The organism is Yonghaparkia sp. Root332, assembly GCF_001425665.1.
Lineage (GTDB): Bacteria > Actinomycetota > Actinomycetes > Actinomycetales > Microbacteriaceae > Microcella.
Window position 1 is genome coordinate 245,124 of the sequence record NZ_LMCX01000002.1, and the last position, 19,418, is coordinate 264,541.

The window sequence follows — 19,418 nt, forward strand, 5'->3', positions numbered from 1 at the left end:
GCGCCCGGCGGCCACGGCGAGCGGCCGGCGGCGCGGGTCGGGCCGCTAGCGCAGGCGCCAGGCGGTGAGCCGCGCGAGCAGGCCGATCACGCCGGCGAGCGCGCCGGTGCGCAGCCGGCCGCGGACATCCGCCACCGCCGCGTTCCAGAGGGCGTCGCTGTAGGTCGGGTAGGCGTGGGTCGTGCTGGCGAGCTGGCTCGTGCGCAGGCCGTGGCGCACGGCGAGCGACGCCTCGCCGAGCGACTCCCCGGCGCGGGGCCCGACGATCGTCGCCCCGCGCACGCGCCCCCTCCCGTCGACGACGAGTCGCGTGAAGCCCGCGGTGCGGCCGTCGGCGATGGCGCGGTCGGTGTGGCTGTGGCGCACCTCGCTCACCGTGCAGCCGTGCTCCGCGGCCTCGGAGGGCAGGAGCCCGACCGCGCCGACCTCGGGGTGCGTGAAGGTCACGCGCGGCACGGCGTCGCGGTCGATCGTGCGGCGCAGGCCGAGGATCGCGTTGGTCGCCGCGATGCTGCCGTTGACGCCCGCGGTGTGGGTGAACTGCGGCAGCCCGCTCACGTCGCCCGCGGCGAGGATGCGCCGGTTGCTCGTCCGCAGCGTGTCGTCGACGACGACGTGGCCGCGCTCGTCGGTGCGCACGCCCGCGGCGTCGAGCCCGAGGCCGGCCGTGCGGGGGCGTCGTCCGAGGGCGATCAGGAGGCGATCGAAGGGCACGCGGTCTCCCGTCGACAGGTGCAGGATGCCCGCGCGCCGGTCATCCGCCCCCTCGACCCGCTCGACCGTCGTCGACACGCGCACATCGACGCCGTCAGCGGCGAGCGCCTCGGCCACGATCGCGCTCGCGTCCGGATCCTCCTTCGGCAGCAGGCGCGCGTTGCGCTGCACGAGCGTGACGTGCGAGCCGAGGCGCGCGAAGGCCTGCCCGAGCTCGCAGCCGATCGCGCCGCCGCCGAGCACGACGAGGCGCTCGGGACGCTCGGTCAGCTCCCACACCGAGTCGCTCGTGAGCACGTCGAGGCCGTCGAGGCCGGGGAGCTCGGGCAGCTCGGGGGAGGAGCCGGTCGCGATGACGGCCTGGCGGAAGCCGATCGCGCGGCCGTCGATCTCGGCGGTGCGCGGGCCGGTGAAGCGCGCGCGGCCCAGGGCGACGAGGGCGCCCGCGGCCTCCGTGGCCTCGACCGAGTCGACGGGCTCGATCTCGTGGATGGCGCCGTGCACGTGGGCGAGGACGGCCGCGAAGTCGACGTCGACGGCGCCCGCCGAGACGCCCAGCGCGCGCGAGGCGCCCGCCGAATGCGCGGCCTCCGCCGCCGCGATGAGCGACTTCGAGGGCACGCAGCCGGTCCAGAGGCAGTCGCCGCCCATGCGGTGCGCCTCGACGAGCAGCGCCGTAGCGCCGAAGCCGGCCGCGGTCTTGGCGGCGACGAGCCCCGCGGTTCCGGCGCCGATCACGAGGAGGTCGACGTCGGCGGGCAGGTCGGCGATCGCAGTCATGGCCCGAGGGTACTTCGGCGGAGGCGCGTTATGCTCCGGGACGGGGCGCGCGGACGATCGCCCGCCCGCGCGCCGACGCGATGCGCCCGCACCTGAGCCGCCGGGCGCCGAGCCCGGTCCACGATTCCCGAGGAGACCCCTGCATGACCCCTCGCCCCCTCCTCCGACCCCTCACGGGCGAGGATGCGCCCGCCCTCGTGACGCTCAACGACGCGGCGCATCCGGCCGTCCCGATCACGACCGCCGATGAGATGCGGGCCTTGCTCGAGCTCGCGGGCCTCGCCCTCGGTCTCGAGCGCGACGGTGCTCTCGTCGGATTCGTCATCGCGATGCACCCCGGCGCCGCGTACGCGAGCGAGAACTACCGCTGGTTCGAGCAGCGAGGCACGGGTCACGTCTACGTCGACCGCATCGTCGTCGCCGAGAGCGAGCGCGGCCGGGGTCTCGGCCCGGTGCTCTACGACGCCGTGTTCGCCGAGGCGCGTCGACTCGGGCACCCCGAGGTCACGTGCGAGGTCAACCTCGACCCGCCGAACCCGGGGAGCCTCGCGTTCCACTCTCGGCTCGGCTTCGTGCAGGTCGGAACGCAGGCGACGAAGGGCGGCTCGGTCGTGGTCGCGCTGCTCGCGGCGCCCGTGCCCGCCTGACGGCGACGGACGACGCCGGGTTGGGGTGCGGTGCTAGCCCTTGCGCATCCACTCGCTCGCGAGCACGGCGGCCTGGGTGCGCCGCTGCAGCCCGAGCTTGGAGAGGATCCCGCTCACGTAGTTCTTGACCGTCTTCTCGGCGAGGAACAGCCGGCCCGCGATCTCGCGGTTCGAGAGTCCCTCGGCGATGATGGCGATGATCTCGCGCTCGCGCGGGGTGAGGTCGGCCAGGGGGGAGCCCGCCCGGGAGTCCGCGCTCGCCGCGGTCATGCGCGAGCGCACGCGCGCGACGACCTCGGGGTCGAGCAGCGACTCTCCCTGGGCGACCCGGCGGATCCCCTCCACCAGGCGGGTCGCCCGCACCTCCTTCAGGAGGTACCCGTCGGCCCCGGCGAGCACTGCGCCGAGAACGGCCTCGTCGTCGTCGTACGAGGTGAGGATGACGCAGCCGATCGTCGGGTCGGCCGACTTCACGTCGCGGCAGACGTCGATGCCGCTGCCGTCGGGCAGCCGCCCGTCGAGCACGGCGACCGTGGTGCCCGCGGCGATGATGGCGTCGGCGGCGCCGGCGACCTCGCCCGCCTCGCCCACGACGACGATGCCGTCCTCCTCCGCGAGGAGGTCGGCGAGGCCTCGACGCACGATCTCGTGATCGTCGAGCAGGAAGACGCGCACGGGGTCGCTCATGACGCCTTCCAGGGTACGACCCAGCGCAGCTGCGTGCCGCGCGGCGAGGCCGGGCCGATCGAGAACGTTCCGCCGCGCTCGACGGCGCGGGCACGGAGGTTCTCGAGCCCGCTGCGCCTGCCCGAGGCGGGCATCCCGATGCCGTCATCGGTGATCGTGATGACCACCTGGGCGCCGCGCACGGCGATGCTGACCGCGACGGCGCGCGCGCTGGCGTGACGCACCGCGTTGGAGAGGGCCTCGCGGACGACCGCGGCGACCTCGTCTCCGAGCGAGGTGTCGACGAGCGTGTCGACGGGACCGCTGAACTCCAGGCGGGAGTCGAGGCCCTCGCCCTCGAGGGTCTGCCGCACGAGCGTGTTGATGCGCGCGCGGAGGCTGTAGGTCTCGGCCGACGGAGGGGCGGAGAGCCGGTAGATCGCCTGCCGGATCTGCCGGATGGTGGCGTCGATGGCGTCGACCTGCGCGGCGATCTTGGCGCCGGTGGGCGATGCGGGGTCACCGACGGCGCTCTGCAGGGTGAGCCCGATCGCGAACAGGCTCTGGATGACGTGGTCGTGCAGGTCGCGCGCGATGCGCTCGCGCTCGTCGGCGAGGGCGAGCCGCTGCTCGTCGATGCGCGACACCGCGAGCTCGCGCGCGATCGCGACCGAGCGCGCGAAGCGCTCGGCCGTCTCGCGATCGCCGTCGTCGAACGGATGCCCGCCCGGCCCGCGGACGATCTCGAGCGTTCCGAGGCGGCGCTCCTCCGCTCCCAGCAGGGGCACGGCGAGGCGCGGGCCGTCCCCTCCGGCGTCGCCCGCCGTGGCGGCGAGCTCGCTGTCGCCCTCGCCGATGCGCAGCACGACCCCGCGCGCCTCGGAGACGGCCAGCACGGTCTCGGCGACCTCCGCGGCGTCGTCGGGGCTCAGTCGACCGGCGAGGAGGCGCTGGATGACGCGCTCGGAGGCCTCCAGCCAGCGGCGCTCGGCCTGCGCCCGCTCGTAGAGGCGCGAGTTGGCGATGGCGGTTCCGGCCATCGCGGCGAGCGTGGTGATGAGGGCCTCGTCGACGTCGTCGAAGGGCTCGTCGCCGGCGCGCTCGGTGAGGTAGAGGTTGCCGAACACGGCCCCGCCGACGCGGATGGGCACGCCGAGGAAGGACCCCATCGGCGGGTGGTGGGCGGGGAAGCCGGCCGAGCGCGGGTCTCCGTCGAGCCGGTCGAGTCGGATGGTGTGCGCCTCGGTGATGACGGCGCCGAGGATGCCGTGACCGGTCGGGAGGCTGCCGATGCGCTCGGCCTGGTCGAGGGTGAGCCCGGAGTGCAGGAAGCGCTCGAGGCTGCCATCGGGGGCGATGACGCCGAGCGCGCCGTAGTGGGCGCCGACGAGCTCGCGAGCGACCTCGACGATGCGCTGCAGGGCGTGGGTGAGGTCGAGCTCGCGCGTGACGGTCTGCGCGGCCGAGACGAGCAGGGCGAGGCGCTCGCGCCCGGCCGTCGGATCGTCGGTGCGGTCGAGGATCCGCGAGACGAGCGCGGTGAGGTCGTCGTGCCCCTCGAGCTGCACGCGCTAGGGCTTCGTCGAGGCGGGGGCCGGGGCGGTCTCGCCGGTCTCCTTGACCATGACGGGTCGCAGGTGCACGGGCTCGATCGTCTGGTGGCGCTTCTTGGCCGCCCGGCCGCGGGCGATGAGGTTGAGCACCTCGACACCGATCGCGAAGGCGATGGGGCCGTAGATGAGGGCCTTGTCGATCTTCACGTCGAAGCCCTCGGCGATGAGCATCGAGCCGATGAGCACGAGGAAGGCGAGCGCGAGCATCTTGACCGTGGGGTGGCGGTTGACGAAGTCGCTCACCGCCTTGGCGGTGAACAGCATGATGACGACGGCGATGACGACGGCGGCGACCATGACCCAGAGCTCGTCGACCATGCCGACGGCGGTGATGACGGAGTCGATGGAGAAGACGAGGTCGATGAGGAGGATCTGCACGATCACGGCGCCGAACGTCGCCGCCTTGCCGCCGCCGGAGGCGTGGCCCTCCTCGCCCTCGAGCCGCTCGTGGATCTCGGTGACGGCCTTGTAGACGAGGAACAGGCCTCCGACGATGAGGATCAGGTCCTTGCCGGAGAAGCCCATGCCGAACAGCTCGAAGAGGTCGGCGGTGAGCGTGATCACCCACGACGCGGCGAACAGCAGACCGATGCGCAGGAACATCGCGAGGGTGAGACCGAGGACGCGAGCCCTGTTCTGCTGCTCGGGCGGCAGCTTGCCGGCGAGGATGGAGATGAACACGACGTTGTCGATGCCCAGCACGATCTCCAGGACGAGAAGGGTGGCGAACGCGACGAGGAGCTCGGGCGTGAAGACGATGTCCATGCCCAGGATCCTACTGAGGCCCGTCGGTGGGCGGGCTCAGCCCGTCGCGCCCTCCCACCCCAGGCGAGCCTTGACGACCGCGGCGGCCTCGGTCGGCCAGTCGCTCCATCGCGCGATGGCCGTCGCCTCGGCGACGTAGAGGAGCCCGCGGGCGGCCGTCTCCGGGTCGCGCTCGAGGGCGCGCTCGAGCACGGCGGCGAGGTCGGGATGCACCTGCTCGAGCCGTCGGAACACGTCGAGGTCGTCGAGCCGGGGGTCGCCCGCGCCCGGCACGACGCGGCGGTGCAGGGCGAGCAGGTGCGCGAGGGCGTGGGTGCGGATGAACTGCCCCGCCGTCAGGGTCTCCCCGCGCCGCGCGCGCCCGACCCCGATGAGCAGGAGGGCCAGGAACAGCTGGGCGTGCTCGAGCGGCGTGCGCTCGGAGCCCGGCTTGGGCTTCGCCGCGACATCCTTCATCGTCGCGTAGACGCCGCCGCGGTCGAGGGGCACCTCGAAGGCGTTCGCGTGCGCGAGGCTCAGCTCGCCGGGGCCGAACACGGCGAACTCGAGCACGTGGCCGTCGCGGTACACGCACTTGAGCCCGTGCGCGGTCTCGCGCGCGGCGATCACGAGCTGGTCGTGGTCGGGCAGCCAGCGCAGGTCGGTGCGCATCGCCTCCGCGTCGTGGTGGCTCGAGCAGACGACGAGGAAGTCGTGGTCGCTCCACTCGTCGACGCGCGAGCGGTCGGCGGTCGAGCCGGCGAGGACGAGGCCCGTGACCTCGGGCCGCGATTCGAGCGAGTCGATGAGCCGGTCGAGGTAGGCGGAGAACGCGCGGCGGACGCCGCTGATGTCGAGCATGCGCACCACCCTAGGGCGGTCGGGGGCGTACACTGAGCGCTGTACACGGGAGTCCGGTGAGCCGGGCTGAGAGGAAGCTTCTCCAAGCTTCGACCGTCGAACCTGATCCGGATCATGCCGGCGCAGGGAGGACTTCTCGCACCCGTGCCGAACCGTTCGGCGTCTCATGACGCCCTTCTCGAAAGGCACGATCCTCATGGTCTCGACCGCAGCATCCTCGACCGCCCCCGCGGCGCGCGCACCGCGCCCCTCGATGCGGTGGCGCGTCGTCGACATCGTCGTCGCGAGCGTCCTCGGCGTCGCCGGCGGCCTCGTCATGGTCGTCTGGAACCTCACCTACCAGCCGATCACCGCCCCGATCGAGGCGGCCCTGCCGGGCCTGCAGGCGCTCCTGTACGGCGTCTGGCTGTTCCCGGCCGTGCTCGTCGGCCTCGTCGTGCGCAAGCCCGGCGCGGCGCTCTACGGCGAGCTCGTCGCCGCGGCGACCTCGGCGCTGCTCGGCGGGTTCTGGGGCTGGACGGCGATCCAGTGGGGTCTCGTGCAGGGCCTCGGCGCCGAGCTCGTCTTCGCGATCCTGCTCTACCGCGCGTGGGGGCTCGTCCCGGCCCTCCTCGCCGGTCTCGGCGCGGGCGTCGGCATGGCTGTCATGGATCTCACGTTCTACTACCCCGACTCGCGCCCCGAGTTCGCCGTCCTCTACGCCGTGAGCGCGATGATCTCGGGCGCCGTCCTCGCGGGCGGCGGCTCGTGGCTGCTGACGCGCGCCCTCGCGCGCACGGGCGCGCTCAGCCGGTTCGCGGCGGGGCGCGAGCACGCGGCGCGTGCCGATTCCTGACACCGGTCGACCTCCGGGCGGGGATGCCGCTCTCGCGTCGCGCGCGGGAGCGGCGTCCCTCGCCGCCGAGGCCTGGAGCTGGACCCCCGCGGGCCGCGCCGCCCCCGTGCTCGACGGCCTCGATCTCGCGATCGAGCCCGGCGAGCGCGTGCTGCTGCTCGGCGCCTCCGGCAGCGGCAAGTCGACCCTGCTGCAGGCCTTCGCGGGCGTGCTCGGAGCCGACGACGAGGGCACGCGCGCGGGGACGCTGACGGTCGACGGCCGCGACCCCGCCGACGCACGCGGCCGGGTGGGGCTGCTCCTGCAGGATCCGGACGCCCAGCTCGTCCTCGCCCGCGCGGGCGACGACATCGCCTTCGGCCCCGAGAACCTGGGCGTGCCGGTCGAGGAGATCCGCCGCCGCGTGCCGCTCGCGCTCGCCGCGGTGGGGCTCGACCTGCCCCTCGACGCCGACACGACGCGCCTGTCGGGCGGGCAGAAGCAGCGGCTCGCGCTCGCGGGCGTGCTCGCGCTGCGCCCCGGCGCGCTCCTGCTCGACGAGCCGACCGCGCAGCTCGACCCCGCGGGGGTCCGCGAGGTCGCCGCCGCGGTCGCCGAGCTCGTCGCCGATCGCTCCATGACGCTCCTCGTCGTCGAGCACCGCGTGGACGTGTGGGCGCCGCTCGTCGATCGCGTCATCGTGCTCGAGGAGGGGCGGGTCGTGGCCGACGGCCCTGTCGCCGACGTGATGCGCGCGCAGGGGGAGCGGCTCGCCGCGCGCGGGGTCTGGGTTCCCGGGCGCGCGCCGGAGCATCCGTCGCCGGCGTCGCGCGAGCCGGGGGAGACCCTGCTGCGGGCGCGGGGCGTGGCGGTGCGGCCCCGCGGCGGCGAGGTCGTGCAGTCGGGGCTCGACCTCGAGGTGCGCGCCGGTGAGGTCATCGCGCTCACGGGGGTCAACGGCGCGGGCAAGACCACGCTCGCCCTCACGCTCGCGGGCCTGCTCGAGCCGGCCGCGGGCGAGGTCGTAGCGGGGGATGCCCTGCGCGGCATCGTCCCGCCCGTCGACGAGCCCTCGCCCGCCGCATGGAGCTCGCGCGCCCTCGTCGCCCGCCTCGGCGTCGTCTTCCAGAACCCCGAGCACCAGTTCATCGCGGCGACCGTGCGCGAGGAGCTCGGGGTCGGCCCGCGCGCCCTCGGCCGCTCCGAGGGCGAGGTCGCGGCGATCGTCGAGCCGCTGCTCGACCGGCTGCGGCTGCGGGCGCTCGCCGGCTCGAGCCCGTTCACGCTCAGCGGAGGCGAGCAGCGGCGGCTCTCGGTCGCGACGGCTCTCGCGACCGCACCGCCCGTGCTCGTGCTCGACGAGCCGAGCTTCGGGCAGGACTCGCGCACGTGGGCCGAGCTCGCGGCCCTGCTCGCGGCGCACCGCGACGCCGGCGGCGCGATCGTCATGGCGACGCACGACCGCGAGCTCGTCGCGGCGCTCACCGCGCGCGAGGTCGTGCTGCCCGCGCCCGCGGCCGCGTCACCCATCACTGCCACCGGCGGCGTCCATCGGTCAGTCGTTGCGGGCGAGTCCACCGGCTCCCGCAACGAACGACCGACAGACGACGGAGAGGCACCGCGACGACCGCGCGCCCCGCTGGTCGAGCGGCTCAACCCCGTCGCGGCGATCGCCGCGACCCTTCTGCCGGCGCTCATGCTCATCGTCACCCTCGACGTCGTCTCGGCGGGCGTCGCGCTCGCCCTGCAGCTCGCCCTGCTGCCGCTGCTGGGCGTCGCGCCGCGCCTGCTCCTGCTGCGCCTGGCACCCGTGCTGATCGCCGCGCCGCTCACGGCGCTCACGCTCCTGCTCTACGGCGAGGAGGGCGGCCGCGTCTACGCGGAGCTCCTGCTCGTGCGCATCAGCGACAACTCGATCGAGCTCGCGGCCGCCACGTTCCTGCGGGTGCTCGCCATCGGCATCCCCGCCATCGCCCTGTTCGCGCGGCCCGACGCGACGCGCCTCGGCGACGCCCTCAGCCAGAACCTGCGTCTGCCCGCCCGCTTCGTGCTCGGCGCCGTCGCCGCCCTGCGCCTGATCACCCTCCTCCGCGACGACGCGCGCATGCTCGAGCGGGCCCGCCGCGCGCGCGGGGTCGGCGACCGCGGGGCGATCCGCCGCGCGGCGGGGCTCGTGCTGTCGCTGCTCGTCCTCGCGATCCGCCGCGGGTCGAGCCTCGCGATCGCGATGGAGGCCCGCGGCTTCGGCGCGCGCATCCGTCGCACCTGGCTGCGCGCCTCGCCCTGGCGCGGCGTCGACTCCGCCGCCGTGCTCGTGGGCGTGCTCGTCTCCGTCGCCGCGCTCGTCGCCGCCCTCCAGACGGGGGAGTTCAATGCGATCGTCGACTGACCGGCCGCGCGTGACGCTCGTCGACGGGCGCTCGGGCTCCGGCAAGACGACCTGGGCGACGGCGCTCGCCGAGCGCTCCGGCGCGCGCCTGCTGAGCCTCGACGAGGTCTACCCGGGGTGGGACGGCCTCGAGGCCGCCGAGGCGCACGTCATCGCCCACGTGCTCGCGCCGGTCGCCGAGGGTCGCGACGGCCGCTACCGCACGTGGGACTGGGCCCGCTCCCGCCCGGGCGAGTGGCGAGCGGTGGATGCGGCCCTCCCGCTCGTCGTCGAGGGCTGCGGTGCGCTGAGCCCCGCGTCGCGATCGCTCGCCCACCACGGCGTGTGGATCCAGCTGCCCGACCCCGAGCGGCGCGCCCGCGCGATCGCGCGCGACGGCGAGACCTTCGAGCGCGAGTGGGAGCGCTGGGCGCGCCAGGAGGAGTGGCACGCGCGACTGCACGACCCGCACGGCTGCGCCGACGAGCTCGTCGACGGCGGCGGCTCCTAGTCGAGCCAGCGGTCGAGCACCGTGAGCGGGTCGGCGAAGCGCCACGCGATGCCCGGCTCGGCGATCGCCCCGGTGGTCTCGACGCGCACCGACTGCGTGCCGCCGGGCGTCTCGATCTCGAGCCGGCCGACGCTCTGGCCGCGCAGCACCGTGCGCCGCTCGTCGAGCACGAGGCGCGTCTCGACGTCGCTCGCGTCGAAGGCGAGCACGGTCGCCGGCTCGACGGCGAGGAGGTCGACCGTGCGCCCCCAGTCGGAGGTCAGCTCGCCGACGACGTCGCCGACCTCGACGACGGCGAGCGGCCGCACGCCGGCCTGGATGGACGGCACGAGCGTCTGCAGAGCCGCGTTCGCGGCGTCGTAGCCGGGCTGGCCGATCATGACGGCGCCGACGAGCACCTCGCCGACCGGGACGAGCATGACGACGCACACGCCCGCGGCGTCGGTGTAGCTGTTCGTCGCTCCGAGAGCTCCGAGCGAGGGGGCGACGGCGGCATTGTCGTCGAAGCGGGCGCCGCCGGCGGTGAGCGGCCGCTCGCGCAGGAGGTCCACGAGCACGGGGTCGGCCGCCGTGAGCTGCGCGAGCACCCCGAGATCGCGCACGGGGGCGACGGTGGCGCGGTTCAGGCCCGTCGCGTCGACGATCACGGTGTCGGGCATCCCGTTCTCGGTCAGCCAGGCGGATGCCCTCTCGACGTAGGCGTCCGTGCTGCCGAAGACGGCCTCGGCCAGCAGCTCGGCGGTGTTGTTGCCCGATCCGATGACGGTCGCGATGAGCAGGTCGCGCACCGTCCAGCTCTCGGCGAGGGCGACGGGGACGACCCGGATGCCGCTGGCCTGCAGCCCCCGCTGCCGCTGCAGGTCGTCCTCGTCGATGGTGATGACGGGCCCGGTGCGCCCGGGCTCGAGCTCGGCCTCCTCGATCGCGATGAGGGCGAGCACGAGCTTGGCGATGCCCGCGATCGGGAGGGGGTCGGCGGCGCCGCCCGTGATCGGCTCGCCCTCGGGCAGCGCGACCGCCGTCGCGCCGGTCTCGGGCAGCACGATCGAGGCGGCGCCCTCGTCGAGCGCGGTCGTGTCGAACTCCCGCTCGACGGGCGTGAGCGGTGGGATGGGGCTCAGCAGCGCGCCCGCCGCGTACACGGTCGCGATCACGAGCAGGAGCGCGAAGAGGCTGCTGATGGTGCGCGCGACGCGCCTCGCCGGTTCCATGCGGTCAGGGTAGGCGGGTCGATGGGGTGCCGGGAGGGGGCGCGCCGGGCGCGGCGATCAGCCCCAGCCGAGTCGGTGCAGCTCGTCGTCGTCGATCCCGTAGAAGTGCGCGATCTCGTGCACGAGCGTGATGTGGATCTGCTCCTTGAGCTCCTCCAGGTCGCCCGCGGCGATCGCGAGCAGCGGCTCGCGGAAGAGCACGATGCGATCGGGGAGCTCGCCGAAGCCGTACTGCCCGCGGTCGGTGAGCGCGACGCCCTGATACTCGCCGAGGAGATCGAGCGAGCCGTCCTCCGGGCGGTCCTCGACCACGAAGACGAGGTTCTCGAGGCCGTCGACCATGTCGTCCGGGAGGTCGTCGAGCTCGCCGACGACGAGGGCCTCGAAGGTCTCGGCGTCGAGGTCGAGCGGGGGGCGGTCGAGCGGCGGGCGGTCGTCGTCGTCGGTCACGCGCCGCGCTCCTCGGCGAGGTCGAGCACGCGCACGAGGTCGTCCTGCATCCACGCGAGCCAGTCGTAGAGGTCGCTCATGCCCTCGCGGTCGTCACCGACCTCCATGCGCTCGGCGAGCACGAGGCGCAGGTCGCCGATCGCCCGCATCCAATCGATCGCGCCGGCCTCATCGAGGCGGATGCGCGTCGTCTGAGACGCGGCCGCCGCGTCGGCGAGGTCGGCCGCGAACCGCGAGGCGAACGCGCCCTTGCGCTCGGCGAGGGCGCGACGGCTGAGTCGGCGCCACTCTGCGGCGGCCTCCTCGTCGTCGCGGTAGGCGTCGGGCAGCAGTCGGGCTACCGCCGGGTCGGCGTCGGACAGCGCTTCGTCGTCGGCGGCCTCGCCGAGGAGGGACGACAGCTGCGCGGCGAGCGAGGCGAGGATCCGCGCCTCCTCCGGTTCGAGCGCGGCCTCGACGCCGCCGTCGACGACTACGAAGCCCCTCATCGCGGTGCCCGCTCGAGCGTCGCCCAGAGCCCGTACTCGTGCATGGCCTCGACGTGCCGCTCCATCGCCTCGCGATTGCCCTCGGCGACGACGGCGCGGCCCTCGGTGTGCACCTGCATCATCCGCTGCTCGGCGGTGGGGGCATCCATGCCGAAATGGCGGCGGAAGACCCACGCGACGTAGCTCATGAGGTTGACGGGGTCGTTCCAGACGATCGTGATCCACGGCACCTCGCTCGCGTGGAGCTCGCGCCGCTCGACGTCGACGGATTCGTCGACGAGCGGGACGGCGGGGAGGGCGACCATGCAGCCATTCTCCCGCACCGCCCGGACAGGCGTCGCCGCGCGGATGCTCCGCTCAGGCCTCGGCGAGGATCTGCTCGCGAGCCCGCGTGTACTCCTCATCGGAGACCAGGCCCTCGTCGCGCGCCACGGCGAGCGCGCGCAGCCGGGAGGCGACATCGGTCGCCGGAGGCGCGTCGGTCTCGTCCGACTCGAGGGTGCCGGATGCGCCGCGTCGGTCGACCGCGTCCTTCACCGCGGCGCTCGCGACGAACGCGGTCGCCGCGTTCTCGTCGGTCACCGCGAGGAAGGTGCCGGTGGCGCCGAGACCGAGCCTCTGCGAGGCCTGGTGCGCGATGACCATGCGGTAGATGCCGAATGCGATCGCGGCGACGAAGGCGAGAGAGAAGAGCACGCCGAACAGACCGGCCGCGCCGGAGACCGCGACGACTCCCGGTTCGACCGGGAAGCCGGGCATGCCGGGGTCGGGGAACCCTCCATCGCCGCCCGGGTCGAAGCCGGGGTCGAACGAGCGCCAGAGCATCATGAGCGTCACTCTAGACCTGGCCGAAGGCCGATAGCGAGAAGGTCAGGCCGACTTCTTCCGAGGCGCGGCCTTCTTCTTCGGTGGAGCCTTGGTCGAGCTCTTCGCCGAGCTCTTCGCCCCGCTCGTGGACGAGCCCCTCCCAGCGCTCGTCGAGGGCGCCGCCGCCTTCTTCGCCGCCACGCCGTTCTTCTTCTTCGCCCGGTTCGCCTCGATGCTGCGCGTCAGCGCGTCCATGAGGCTCAGCACCTCGCCGCCGGAGTCCTCCTCGTCCGCGGTCCCGCCGAACGTCTCCTCCGTCGACAGCGCGTCGCCCTTCGCGAGCTTCGCCTCGACGAGCTTCCGCAGCTCGTCCTGGTACGCGTCGCTGAACTGCTCGGGCGCGAAGTCGGAGGCGAACGACTCGACGAGCGACCGGCTCATCTGCAGCTCCTTCGCGCCGATCCGCACCGCCGCATCCAGCGACGGGAACCGGGCCTCGCGCACCTCGTCGTCCCACAGCAGGGTCTGCAGCATCAGCACGTCGCCGCGCACGCGCAGCGCCGCGAGACGGGTCTTCTGCCGGAGCGAGAAGAGCACGAGCGCCGTCCGATCGGCCTCCTCGAGCGTGCGCCGCAGCAGCACGTACGCCTTCGGCGACGAGCCGTCGGGCTCGAGGAAGTAGCTGCGGTCGAGCATGATCGGGTCGATCTGCTTCGTCGGCACGAACTCGACGACGTCGATCTCCTTGCTGCGCTCGCTCGGGAGCGTCGCGAGGTCGTCGTCCGTCAGCACGACCGTGCGCTCGCCGTCGTCGTAGGCCTTGTCGATGTCGCTGTAGCTCACGACCTTGCTGCACACCTCGCACCGCCGCTGGTAGCGGATGCGCCCGCCGTCGGCGTCGTGCACCTGGTGCAGCGGCAGGTCGTGGTCCTCGGTGGCGCTGTAGACCTTCACGGGCACGTTGACGAGCCCGAACGTGATCGCGCCCTTCCAGATCGATCGCATGCTCCCAGCGTGCGCGCGCCGCGAGCACATACCAACCCCCTTGCGCAAAGGGGTGGCGGGCGCGGATGCCCCGCCGGAGGCTGGTCCGCATGGCGAGCTCCGACACCCGCGTGACCATCGAGGGCCGCGAGCTGAGGCTCACGAGCCTCGATAAGGTCATGTACCCCGAGACCGGCACGACCAAAGCCGACGTGCTCGCGTACTACGCGGCAGTCGCGCCCGTGATGCTGCCGCACGTGCGGAACCGACCCGCGACGCGCAAGCGCTGGGTCGACGGCGTGGGCACGGCCGAGCACCCTGGTCAGGTCTTCTTCCAGAAGAATCTCGACGCCTCGACGCCGCAGTGGGTCGAGCGCGCCGAGATCCCGCACGCCGACCACGTCAACACCTACCCGCTCGTCAACGACGCCGCGACGCTCGCGTGGCTCGCGCAGATCGGGTCGCTCGAGATCCACGTGCCGCAGTGGCGCATCGGGCGGGCCGGGAAGCCCAAGCGCCCCGACCGGCTCGTGCTCGATCTCGACCCGGGGCCCGGCGTCGGCCTGCTCGAGTGCGCCGAGGTCGCGCGGCTCGCGCGCAGCATCCTGAAGAACATCGGGCTCGACCCGCTGCCTGTGACGAGCGGGAGCAAGGGCATCCACCTCTACAGCGCGCTCGACGGCACGCAGACCTCCGACGAGATCTCGAGCGTCGCGCACGAGCTCGCGCGAGCTCTCGAGGCCGACCACCCCGACCTCATCGTGAGCGACATGAAGAAGTCGAAGCGCGAGGGGCGCGTGCTCGTCGACTGGAGCCAGAACAGCGCCGCGAAGACGACCGTCGCGCCGTACTCGCTGCGCGGCCGCTCGCGGCCGATGGTCGCGGCACCGCGCACGTGGCGCGAGCTGTCGTCGCCGACCCTCGCGCACCTCGACCACCAGGAGGTCGTGCGGCGCGTGCAGACGCGCGGCGACCTGCTCGCGCCGCTCGAGGAGGCGTACACCGACGACGACGAGGAGGACGACCGCCTCGCGACGTATCGTTCGATGCGGGATGCCCGGCGCACGCCCGAGCCCGTGCCCGAGTCGGTGCCGCCCCTGACTGACGGCCGTCGCTTCGTCATCCAGGAGCACCACGCCCGGCGCCTGCACTTCGACGTGCGGCTCGAGCGCGACGGCGTGCTCGTCAGCTGGGCCGTGCCGAAGGGCGTGCCCGACGACCCGGCCGTGAACCGCCTTGCCGTGCCGACCGAGGACCACCCGATCGAGTACCTCGACTTCGAGGGGACCATCCCCGCCGGTGAGTACGGCGCGGGGGAGATGACGATCTGGGACTCCGGGACGTACGAGCTCGAGAAGTGGCGCGATGGCGAGGAGGTCATCGCGACGCTCCACGGGAAGCGCGGCTCGCACCGGTACGCCCTCATCCGCACGGGCGATCATGCGCCCGCGGGCGTCGCGGGGCCGGGCCGCGCGCAGTGGATCATGCACCTCATGGACGACGGGCGCTCGTCGACGTCCTCTCCGTCGGCCCCGGCGGCGTCCTCCCGGCTGAGCGAGCGCACCGGCCGCCGCATCCTTCGCGGCAGCGCGCGAGCCGCCCCCGCACGCGACGCCGCGGGTGCCTCCCTCGCCCCCATGCTCGCGACCGCGGGGCAGGTCTCCGACATCGCCGAGCCCGCCGCGTGGGCGTTCGAGATGAAGTGGGACGGCATCCGCGCCCTCGCCGGCCTCGACGACGGAGCTCTCGGGCTGCGCAGCCGAAACGGCGTCGACCTGACCCCCGCCTACCCCGAGCTCGCGGCGCTCGCCGATCTCGTCGAGGGCTCCGTGCGCGCCGCCGGCCCGGTCGTCCTCGACGGCGAGATCGTCGCCCTCGACGACCGCGGCCGCCCCGACTTCGGGCTCCTGCAGCGCCGCATGGGCCTCTCGAGGCCGCGTGAGATCGCCGCGCTCGCCTCCGCCGTCCCCGTGCGGATCATGCTCTTCGACGTCCTGCTCGCCGGCGGGGCGGATGCCACGGGGCTCGACTACGACGCCCGCCGCGAGCTGCTCGCCTCCCTCGTCACGGAGCGGGGCCCGGTGCTCGTCCCGCCCGCGTTCGACGGCGACCTCGGCGACGCCCTGACCACGAGCCGCGAGCTCGACCTCGAAGGGGTCATGGCCAAGCGGCGCGACAGCCCGTACCGACCCGGCCGCCGGTCGAGCGCGTGGATCAAGCTCACGCACGTCCGTACGCAGTCGGTCGTCGTCGGCGGGTGGCGGCCGGGGTCCGGCCGGCGGGCCGACGGCGTCGGGTCGCTCCTCGTCGGGGTTCCCGAGGGGCGCGGCCTCGCGTACGCGGGCCGGGTCGGCTCGGGGTTCGGCGAGCGCGAGCTCGGAGGGCTGCGCGAACGCCTGCGCGCGCTCGAGACCTCGCGGTGCCCGTTCACGGGCATCCCGGAGGCGGATGCGGCCGATGCGGTGTGGCTGCGCCCGGAGCTCGTCGGCGAGGTCGCGTTCACGGAGTGGACATCCAGGGGGCGGCTTCGGCACCCCGTCTGGCGGGGCTGGCGGCCCGACCAGTCGCCCGGCGACGTTCGGCGCGAATAGACGAGGCCCCGGTCCGCACTGCGGAACCGGGGCCTCGAGCTGGGGTGAGTAACGGGACTTGAACCCGCGGCCCCCTGGACCACAACCAGGTGCTCTACCGACTGAGCTATACCCACCAGGCGTCGACGCCGAGGCGCGACCGGTCAATGCTAATACAGGCGGGGCCCTGCGCGCGCCATGCGGACGAGCGCAGCGGCGGGTGATCAGCCCAGGCGCGGCGCCCACCGCTCGGTGACGCTCGCGGCGACCGCCTGGGCCTCCTCGCTCGTGGGGCCGGGCTCGGCGGTGAACCCGATGCGCCGGTAGTACTCGAGCTCGCGGATCGACTCCAGGATGTCGGCGAGCGCGCGGTGGCCGCCGTTCTTCGCCGGAGCGTTGAAGTACACGCGCGGGAACCAGCGGCGCACGAGCTCCTTGATGCTCGAGACGTCGACCGAGCGGTAGTGCAGGTGCGCGTCGACGCGGGGCATGTCGCGGGCGAGGAACGCGCGGTCGGTGCCGATGGTGTTGCCGGCGAGCGGCGCCTGCCCGGCCGTCGGCACGTGCTCGGCGATGTAGGCGAGCACGGCCGCCTCCGCCTCCTCGAGGCTCACGCCGTGCTCGAGCTCGGCCAGCAGGCCCGACGACTCGTGCATCTGCCGCACGAAGTCGCCCATGCCGACCAGCGCGGTCTCCGACGGCCTGATGACGACGGCGAAGCCCGGATGCACGGGCTCCAGCTCGTAGTCGGTGATGACGACGGCGACCTCGACGAGCTCGTCCTTCGACAGATCGAGACCCGTCATCTCGCAGTCGATCCAGACGAGTCGGTCAGTCGCAGCGCTCACCCCCGGAGTCTAGCCGTCAGCTCCGACGGCCTACGCTGGGCGGGTGCTGCTCGAGCTCTACACCTCCGCCTTCTGCGACCCCTGCCACCGTGCCCGCGAGGTCGTCGCCGAGGCGCAGCGGCTCGTGCCCGCGCTCGTCGTGGAGGAGCGGGATGTCGCGGCCCACGCCGAGCGCGCCGAGGAGCTCGGCATCACGAGCACGCCGACCACGGTCATCCGCCGCGCGGACGGCACCGAGGTCGTGCGCGCCGCCGGCGTGCCGACGCTCCCGCGGCTGCTGACGGCGCTCGCGCAGGCCGCGGACTGACCTCTCGCGGCCCGCGTCAGCCGACGTGGACCCGGGGCCTGCGAGCGGGGTCGGATTCGATCTCCCGGAGGATCTCCCGGACCACGGGGGCGGTGTCGCCGCGGCCGAGCACGAGGTACTCCAGCAGGTGGCGCAGCGGGTTCCCCTCCGACCAGTCGAAGTAGATGCGCGGGGTGACGCCCGTCCCGTCGCGGAGCGCGAGGAGGATCGCGGCGATCGCGTTGGGCACGGCCGGGCTCTGCGCGCGGAGGATCCGATGCCCGTCCACCTGCACGCCCCGCACGATCAGCTGATCGCCGAACTCCGAGGGGTCGACGATCTCGATCACGAGGAAGAGCACGTCCGCCGAGCTCGGCAGCGCGCCGTGCTCGAGCTGGTCGGAGATCTTCTCCCGGTAGTCGTCGCCCACGTCGCTGCGGCGCCTCTTGGCGATGATCGTCAGCCTGCCGTCGGAGGAGATGGACTCGTCGACGTACGCGCGCGCGCGCGCGTCGAAGGCGACCGCGTCGGCGCGCAGCTCGGTCGTCCGCGTCACGCGGGAGACGAGGGAGACGACGATGATCCCGCCGATGAAGAACGCGGAGATCACGATGCCGTCGGGCTTCTCGACGATGTTGTCGACGAGGGCGAAGGACATGATGGCGGTGAGCGCGCCGAACCCGATCGACGGCCACTTCTGACGCTGACGGACGGCGGAGACCGTGACCGCGAACGCGCCGGAGACCATCATCGCGAGGATCCCGGTCGCGTAGGCGCCGGCCTGCGCGTCCACGTCCGCGCCGAACCCGATCGTCAGCGCGATGCTGATCAGCGTGTAGATGATCACGACGGGCCGGACGGCGCGGCTCCACTCCGGAGCCATGCCGTAGGCGGGCAGGTAGCGCGGCACGATGTTGATCAGGCCCGCCATCGCCGAGGCGCCCGCGAACCAGAGGATCACGATGCTCGAGATGTCGTAGACCGTCCCGAAGCCCTCGCCGAGCAGGTCGTGGGCGAGGTAGGCGAGAGCGCGGCCGTTCGCCTCGCCGCCCGCCTGGAACTCCTCGGCGGGGATCAGGAGGGTCGTGACGATGCTCGAGGTGATGAGGTAGGCGCTCATGATGACGGCCGCGGCCGTGAGCAGCTTGCGGGTGTTGCGGATCCTCGCCCGACGACGGTGATCGGCGTTCGCGCCCTCGGCGGAGACGAGCGGCATCATGCTCACACCCGTCTCGAACCCCGACAGCCCGAGGACGAGGAGAGGGAAGGCGAGCAGCGCGGGCAGGGCCACGTCGCTCCAGCCGTCGGAGATCGCCAGCGACGCCGCCCAGAGCTCCCCGAAGCGGGGCTCGAGGACGACCTGCTGCAGACCCGCTGCGATGACGACGGCGTTGACGAGCAGGAACACGGCCACGACGGGGATGGCCACGATCACGGCCTCGCGGAACCCCAGGAGGAACACTCCGCCGAGGATCAGCAGCAGCACGATCGTGATCGGCACGGCGGCGCCGCGCCACGCCTCGGGGACGGCCGGGTTCTCCAGGAGGTGCACCGTCGCATCCGCCGACGAGAGCGTGATGGTGATGATCCAGGAGGTCGCGACGAACCCCAGCAGCGCGAGCACGAAGAACTTGCCGCGCCAGAAGGGGAGCAGCTTCTCGAGCATCGCGACGGAGCCCTGCCCGTTCGGGCTCTCCTCCGCGACCCGGCGGTACATGGGGAGCATGCCCAGGAGGGTCAGCAGCACGATCAGCAGGGTCGCGAGCGGCGAGAGCGCGCCGGCCGCGAGCGCCGCGATGCCGGGGAGGTAGGAGAGCGTGGAGAAGTAGTCCACCCCCGTCAGGCACATGACCTTCCACCACGAGTGCGTCTCGCTCGTCGACGTCGGCGCCTCCGGGCCGGGGGGCTGCACCGTGTCGTGCAGCAGCCATCGGCCGAGCGGCGTCGCGGGTGCCGCGCGGCGGTCGGCCGTGGGGACGGAGGCGGGGAGCGGGGGGTGCTGCGGGTGCTGCGGGTGCTGCGGGTGCGACACGGTTCTCCGAACGGACGAGAGGAG

The 19,418-nt window shown here is 73.5% G+C and carries 19 protein-coding genes, 1 tRNA gene and 1 riboswitch; of the genes, 6 read left to right on the top strand and 14 right to left on the bottom strand.

Annotation, left to right across the window (positions count from 1 at the left end; genetic code table 11):
- Positions 1–45: 45 nt before the first annotated feature.
- Positions 46–1,494, bottom strand: a complete 1,449-nt coding sequence (locus tag ASC54_RS08915; protein WP_055898472.1) for an NAD(P)/FAD-dependent oxidoreductase — start codon at positions 1,492–1,494, stop codon at positions 46–48.
- Between the two features lie 143 nt (positions 1,495–1,637).
- Between ASC54_RS08915 and ASC54_RS08920 the strand changes: the two genes are divergently transcribed.
- Entirely contained in the window at positions 1,638–2,141 is a 504-nt protein-coding gene (locus ASC54_RS08920; protein WP_055898474.1) for a GNAT family N-acetyltransferase, read from the top strand.
- 33 nt (positions 2,142–2,174) lie between these two features.
- Here the strand turns inward: ASC54_RS08920 and ASC54_RS08925 are convergent, their stop codons facing one another.
- Genes ASC54_RS08925 through ASC54_RS08940 form a run of 4 tightly spaced genes read right to left on the bottom strand, consistent with a single transcriptional unit; the run spans position 2,175 to position 6,025 of the window.
- Positions 2,175–2,828 carry a response regulator transcription factor gene (locus tag ASC54_RS08925; RefSeq protein ID WP_055898477.1) on the bottom strand — a complete coding sequence of 218 codons (654 nt, stop codon included), beginning with the start codon at positions 2,826–2,828 and terminating at the stop codon, positions 2,175–2,177.
- Positions 2,825–4,375, bottom strand: coding sequence for a GAF domain-containing sensor histidine kinase (locus ASC54_RS08930; RefSeq protein WP_055898480.1), 1,551 nt, complete (start codon positions 4,373–4,375; stop codon positions 2,825–2,827). The genes ASC54_RS08925 and ASC54_RS08930 overlap by 4 nt, the downstream gene beginning before the upstream one ends.
- 3 nt (positions 4,376–4,378) lie before the next feature.
- Positions 4,379–5,185: a TerC family protein gene (locus ASC54_RS08935; protein WP_055860085.1), complete on the bottom strand. Its 807-nt coding sequence runs from the start codon at positions 5,183–5,185 to the stop codon at positions 4,379–4,381.
- Positions 5,186–5,221: 36 nt separating this feature from the next.
- Positions 5,222–6,025 (bottom strand): hypothetical protein, encoded by an 804-nt coding sequence (locus ASC54_RS08940; protein ID WP_055860088.1) that lies wholly within the window; start codon positions 6,023–6,025, stop codon positions 5,222–5,224.
- 35 nt (positions 6,026–6,060) lie between these two features.
- Positions 6,061–6,171, top strand: a riboswitch (TPP riboswitch).
- Positions 6,172–6,191: 20 nt separating this feature from the next.
- Here ASC54_RS08940 and ASC54_RS08945 point away from each other — a divergent pair.
- Genes ASC54_RS08945 through ASC54_RS08955 form a run of 3 tightly spaced genes read left to right on the top strand, consistent with a single transcriptional unit; the run spans position 6,192 to position 9,718 of the window.
- The gene (locus ASC54_RS08945; protein ID WP_235451436.1) at positions 6,192–6,860 is read left to right on the top strand and encodes an ECF transporter S component; all 669 of its coding nucleotides are present in this window, start codon (positions 6,192–6,194) and stop codon (positions 6,858–6,860) included.
- Positions 6,847–9,228: an ATP-binding cassette domain-containing protein gene (locus ASC54_RS13255; RefSeq protein WP_055898484.1), complete on the top strand. Its 2,382-nt coding sequence runs from the start codon at positions 6,847–6,849 to the stop codon at positions 9,226–9,228. Before ASC54_RS08945 ends, ASC54_RS13255 begins: the two co-directional genes overlap by 14 nt.
- Positions 9,229–9,238: 10 nt before the next feature.
- On the top strand, positions 9,239–9,718 hold the full coding sequence (locus tag ASC54_RS08955; RefSeq protein WP_055898488.1) for a hypothetical protein: 480 nt from the start codon (positions 9,239–9,241) through the stop codon (positions 9,716–9,718).
- Here the strand turns inward: ASC54_RS08955 and ASC54_RS08960 are convergent.
- Genes ASC54_RS08960 through ASC54_RS08985 form a run of 6 tightly spaced genes read right to left on the bottom strand, consistent with a single transcriptional unit; the run spans position 9,715 to position 13,679 of the window.
- Positions 9,715–10,929 (bottom strand): D-alanyl-D-alanine carboxypeptidase, encoded by a 1,215-nt coding sequence (locus ASC54_RS08960; RefSeq protein ID WP_055898491.1) that lies wholly within the window; start codon positions 10,927–10,929, stop codon positions 9,715–9,717. The two genes, ASC54_RS08955 and ASC54_RS08960, sit on opposite strands and share 4 nt — an antisense overlap.
- 57 nt (positions 10,930–10,986) lie before the next feature.
- The gene (locus ASC54_RS08965) at positions 10,987–11,379 is read right to left on the bottom strand and encodes a metallopeptidase family protein (RefSeq protein WP_055898494.1); all 393 of its coding nucleotides are present in this window, start codon (positions 11,377–11,379) and stop codon (positions 10,987–10,989) included.
- Complete coding sequence (locus ASC54_RS08970) at positions 11,376–11,867, bottom strand: DUF2017 family protein (protein WP_055898497.1); 492 nt, start codon at positions 11,865–11,867, stop codon at positions 11,376–11,378. Before ASC54_RS08970 ends, ASC54_RS08965 begins: the two co-directional genes overlap by 4 nt.
- The gene (clpS, locus tag ASC54_RS08975; RefSeq protein ID WP_055860119.1) at positions 11,864–12,172 is read right to left on the bottom strand and encodes an ATP-dependent Clp protease adapter ClpS; all 309 of its coding nucleotides are present in this window, start codon (positions 12,170–12,172) and stop codon (positions 11,864–11,866) included. The genes ASC54_RS08970 and clpS overlap by 4 nt, the downstream gene beginning before the upstream one ends.
- Positions 12,173–12,224: 52 nt before the next feature.
- Positions 12,225–12,695, bottom strand: coding sequence for an SHOCT domain-containing protein (locus tag ASC54_RS08980; protein ID WP_055860121.1), 471 nt, complete (start codon positions 12,693–12,695; stop codon positions 12,225–12,227).
- 42 nt (positions 12,696–12,737) lie between these two features.
- The gene (locus ASC54_RS08985) at positions 12,738–13,679 is read right to left on the bottom strand and encodes a Ku protein (RefSeq protein WP_055898500.1); all 942 of its coding nucleotides are present in this window, start codon (positions 13,677–13,679) and stop codon (positions 12,738–12,740) included.
- 89 nt (positions 13,680–13,768) lie between these two features.
- Between ASC54_RS08985 and ASC54_RS08990 the strand changes: the two genes are divergently transcribed.
- Positions 13,769–16,249, top strand: coding sequence for an ATP-dependent DNA ligase (locus ASC54_RS08990; RefSeq protein ID WP_055898504.1), 2,481 nt, complete (start codon positions 13,769–13,771; stop codon positions 16,247–16,249).
- 40 nt (positions 16,250–16,289) lie between these two features.
- Here the strand turns inward: ASC54_RS08990 and ASC54_RS08995 are convergent.
- Together ASC54_RS08995 and orn are read right to left on the bottom strand one after the other, a co-directional pair.
- Positions 16,290–16,365, bottom strand: a tRNA-His gene (locus ASC54_RS08995).
- A gap of 87 nt (positions 16,366–16,452) precedes the next feature.
- Positions 16,453–17,076: an oligoribonuclease gene (gene orn, locus ASC54_RS09000; RefSeq protein WP_082515013.1), complete on the bottom strand. Its 624-nt coding sequence runs from the start codon at positions 17,074–17,076 to the stop codon at positions 16,453–16,455.
- Between the two features lie 43 nt (positions 17,077–17,119).
- Between orn and ASC54_RS09005 the strand changes: the two genes are divergently transcribed.
- Positions 17,120–17,383: a thioredoxin family protein gene (locus ASC54_RS09005; protein WP_055860127.1), complete on the top strand. Its 264-nt coding sequence runs from the start codon at positions 17,120–17,122 to the stop codon at positions 17,381–17,383.
- A 16-nt stretch (positions 17,384–17,399) separates the two neighbouring features.
- On the opposite strand, the gene ASC54_RS09010 is transcribed toward ASC54_RS09005, so the two are convergent.
- A complete protein-coding gene (locus tag ASC54_RS09010; protein ID WP_055898507.1) occupies positions 17,400–19,394 on the bottom strand; it encodes a hypothetical protein in 1,995 nt (664 codons plus the stop codon).
- Between the last annotated feature and the right edge of the window lie 24 nt (positions 19,395–19,418).

What these genes read in the sequence shown, in the direction of transcription:
- ASC54_RS08915 (WP_055898472.1), bottom strand. Translation starts at nt 1,494, where the DNA reads ATGACTGCGATCGCCGACCTGCCCGCCGACGTCGACCTCCTCGTGATC.
- ASC54_RS08920 (WP_055898474.1), top strand. Translation starts at nt 1,638, where the DNA reads ATGACCCCTCGCCCCCTCCTCCGACCCCTCACGGGCGAGGATGCGCCC.
- ASC54_RS08925 (WP_055898477.1), bottom strand. Translation starts at nt 2,828, where the DNA reads ATGAGCGACCCCGTGCGCGTCTTCCTGCTCGACGATCACGAGATCGTG.
- ASC54_RS08935 (WP_055860085.1), bottom strand. Translation starts at nt 5,185, where the DNA reads ATGGACATCGTCTTCACGCCCGAGCTCCTCGTCGCGTTCGCCACCCTT.
- ASC54_RS08940 (WP_055860088.1), bottom strand. Translation starts at nt 6,025, where the DNA reads ATGCTCGACATCAGCGGCGTCCGCCGCGCGTTCTCCGCCTACCTCGAC.
- ASC54_RS08945 (WP_235451436.1), top strand. Translation starts at nt 6,192, where the DNA reads ATGACGCCCTTCTCGAAAGGCACGATCCTCATGGTCTCGACCGCAGCA.
- ASC54_RS08960 (WP_055898491.1), bottom strand. Translation starts at nt 10,929, where the DNA reads ATGGAACCGGCGAGGCGCGTCGCGCGCACCATCAGCAGCCTCTTCGCG.
- ASC54_RS08970 (WP_055898497.1), bottom strand. Translation starts at nt 11,867, where the DNA reads ATGAGGGGCTTCGTAGTCGTCGACGGCGGCGTCGAGGCCGCGCTCGAA.
- clpS (WP_055860119.1), bottom strand. Translation starts at nt 12,172, where the DNA reads ATGGTCGCCCTCCCCGCCGTCCCGCTCGTCGACGAATCCGTCGACGTC.
- ASC54_RS08980 (WP_055860121.1), bottom strand. Translation starts at nt 12,695, where the DNA reads ATGATGCTCTGGCGCTCGTTCGACCCCGGCTTCGACCCGGGCGGCGAT.
- ASC54_RS08985 (WP_055898500.1), bottom strand. Translation starts at nt 13,679, where the DNA reads ATGCGATCGATCTGGAAGGGCGCGATCACGTTCGGGCTCGTCAACGTG.
- ASC54_RS08990 (WP_055898504.1), top strand. Translation starts at nt 13,769, where the DNA reads ATGGCGAGCTCCGACACCCGCGTGACCATCGAGGGCCGCGAGCTGAGG.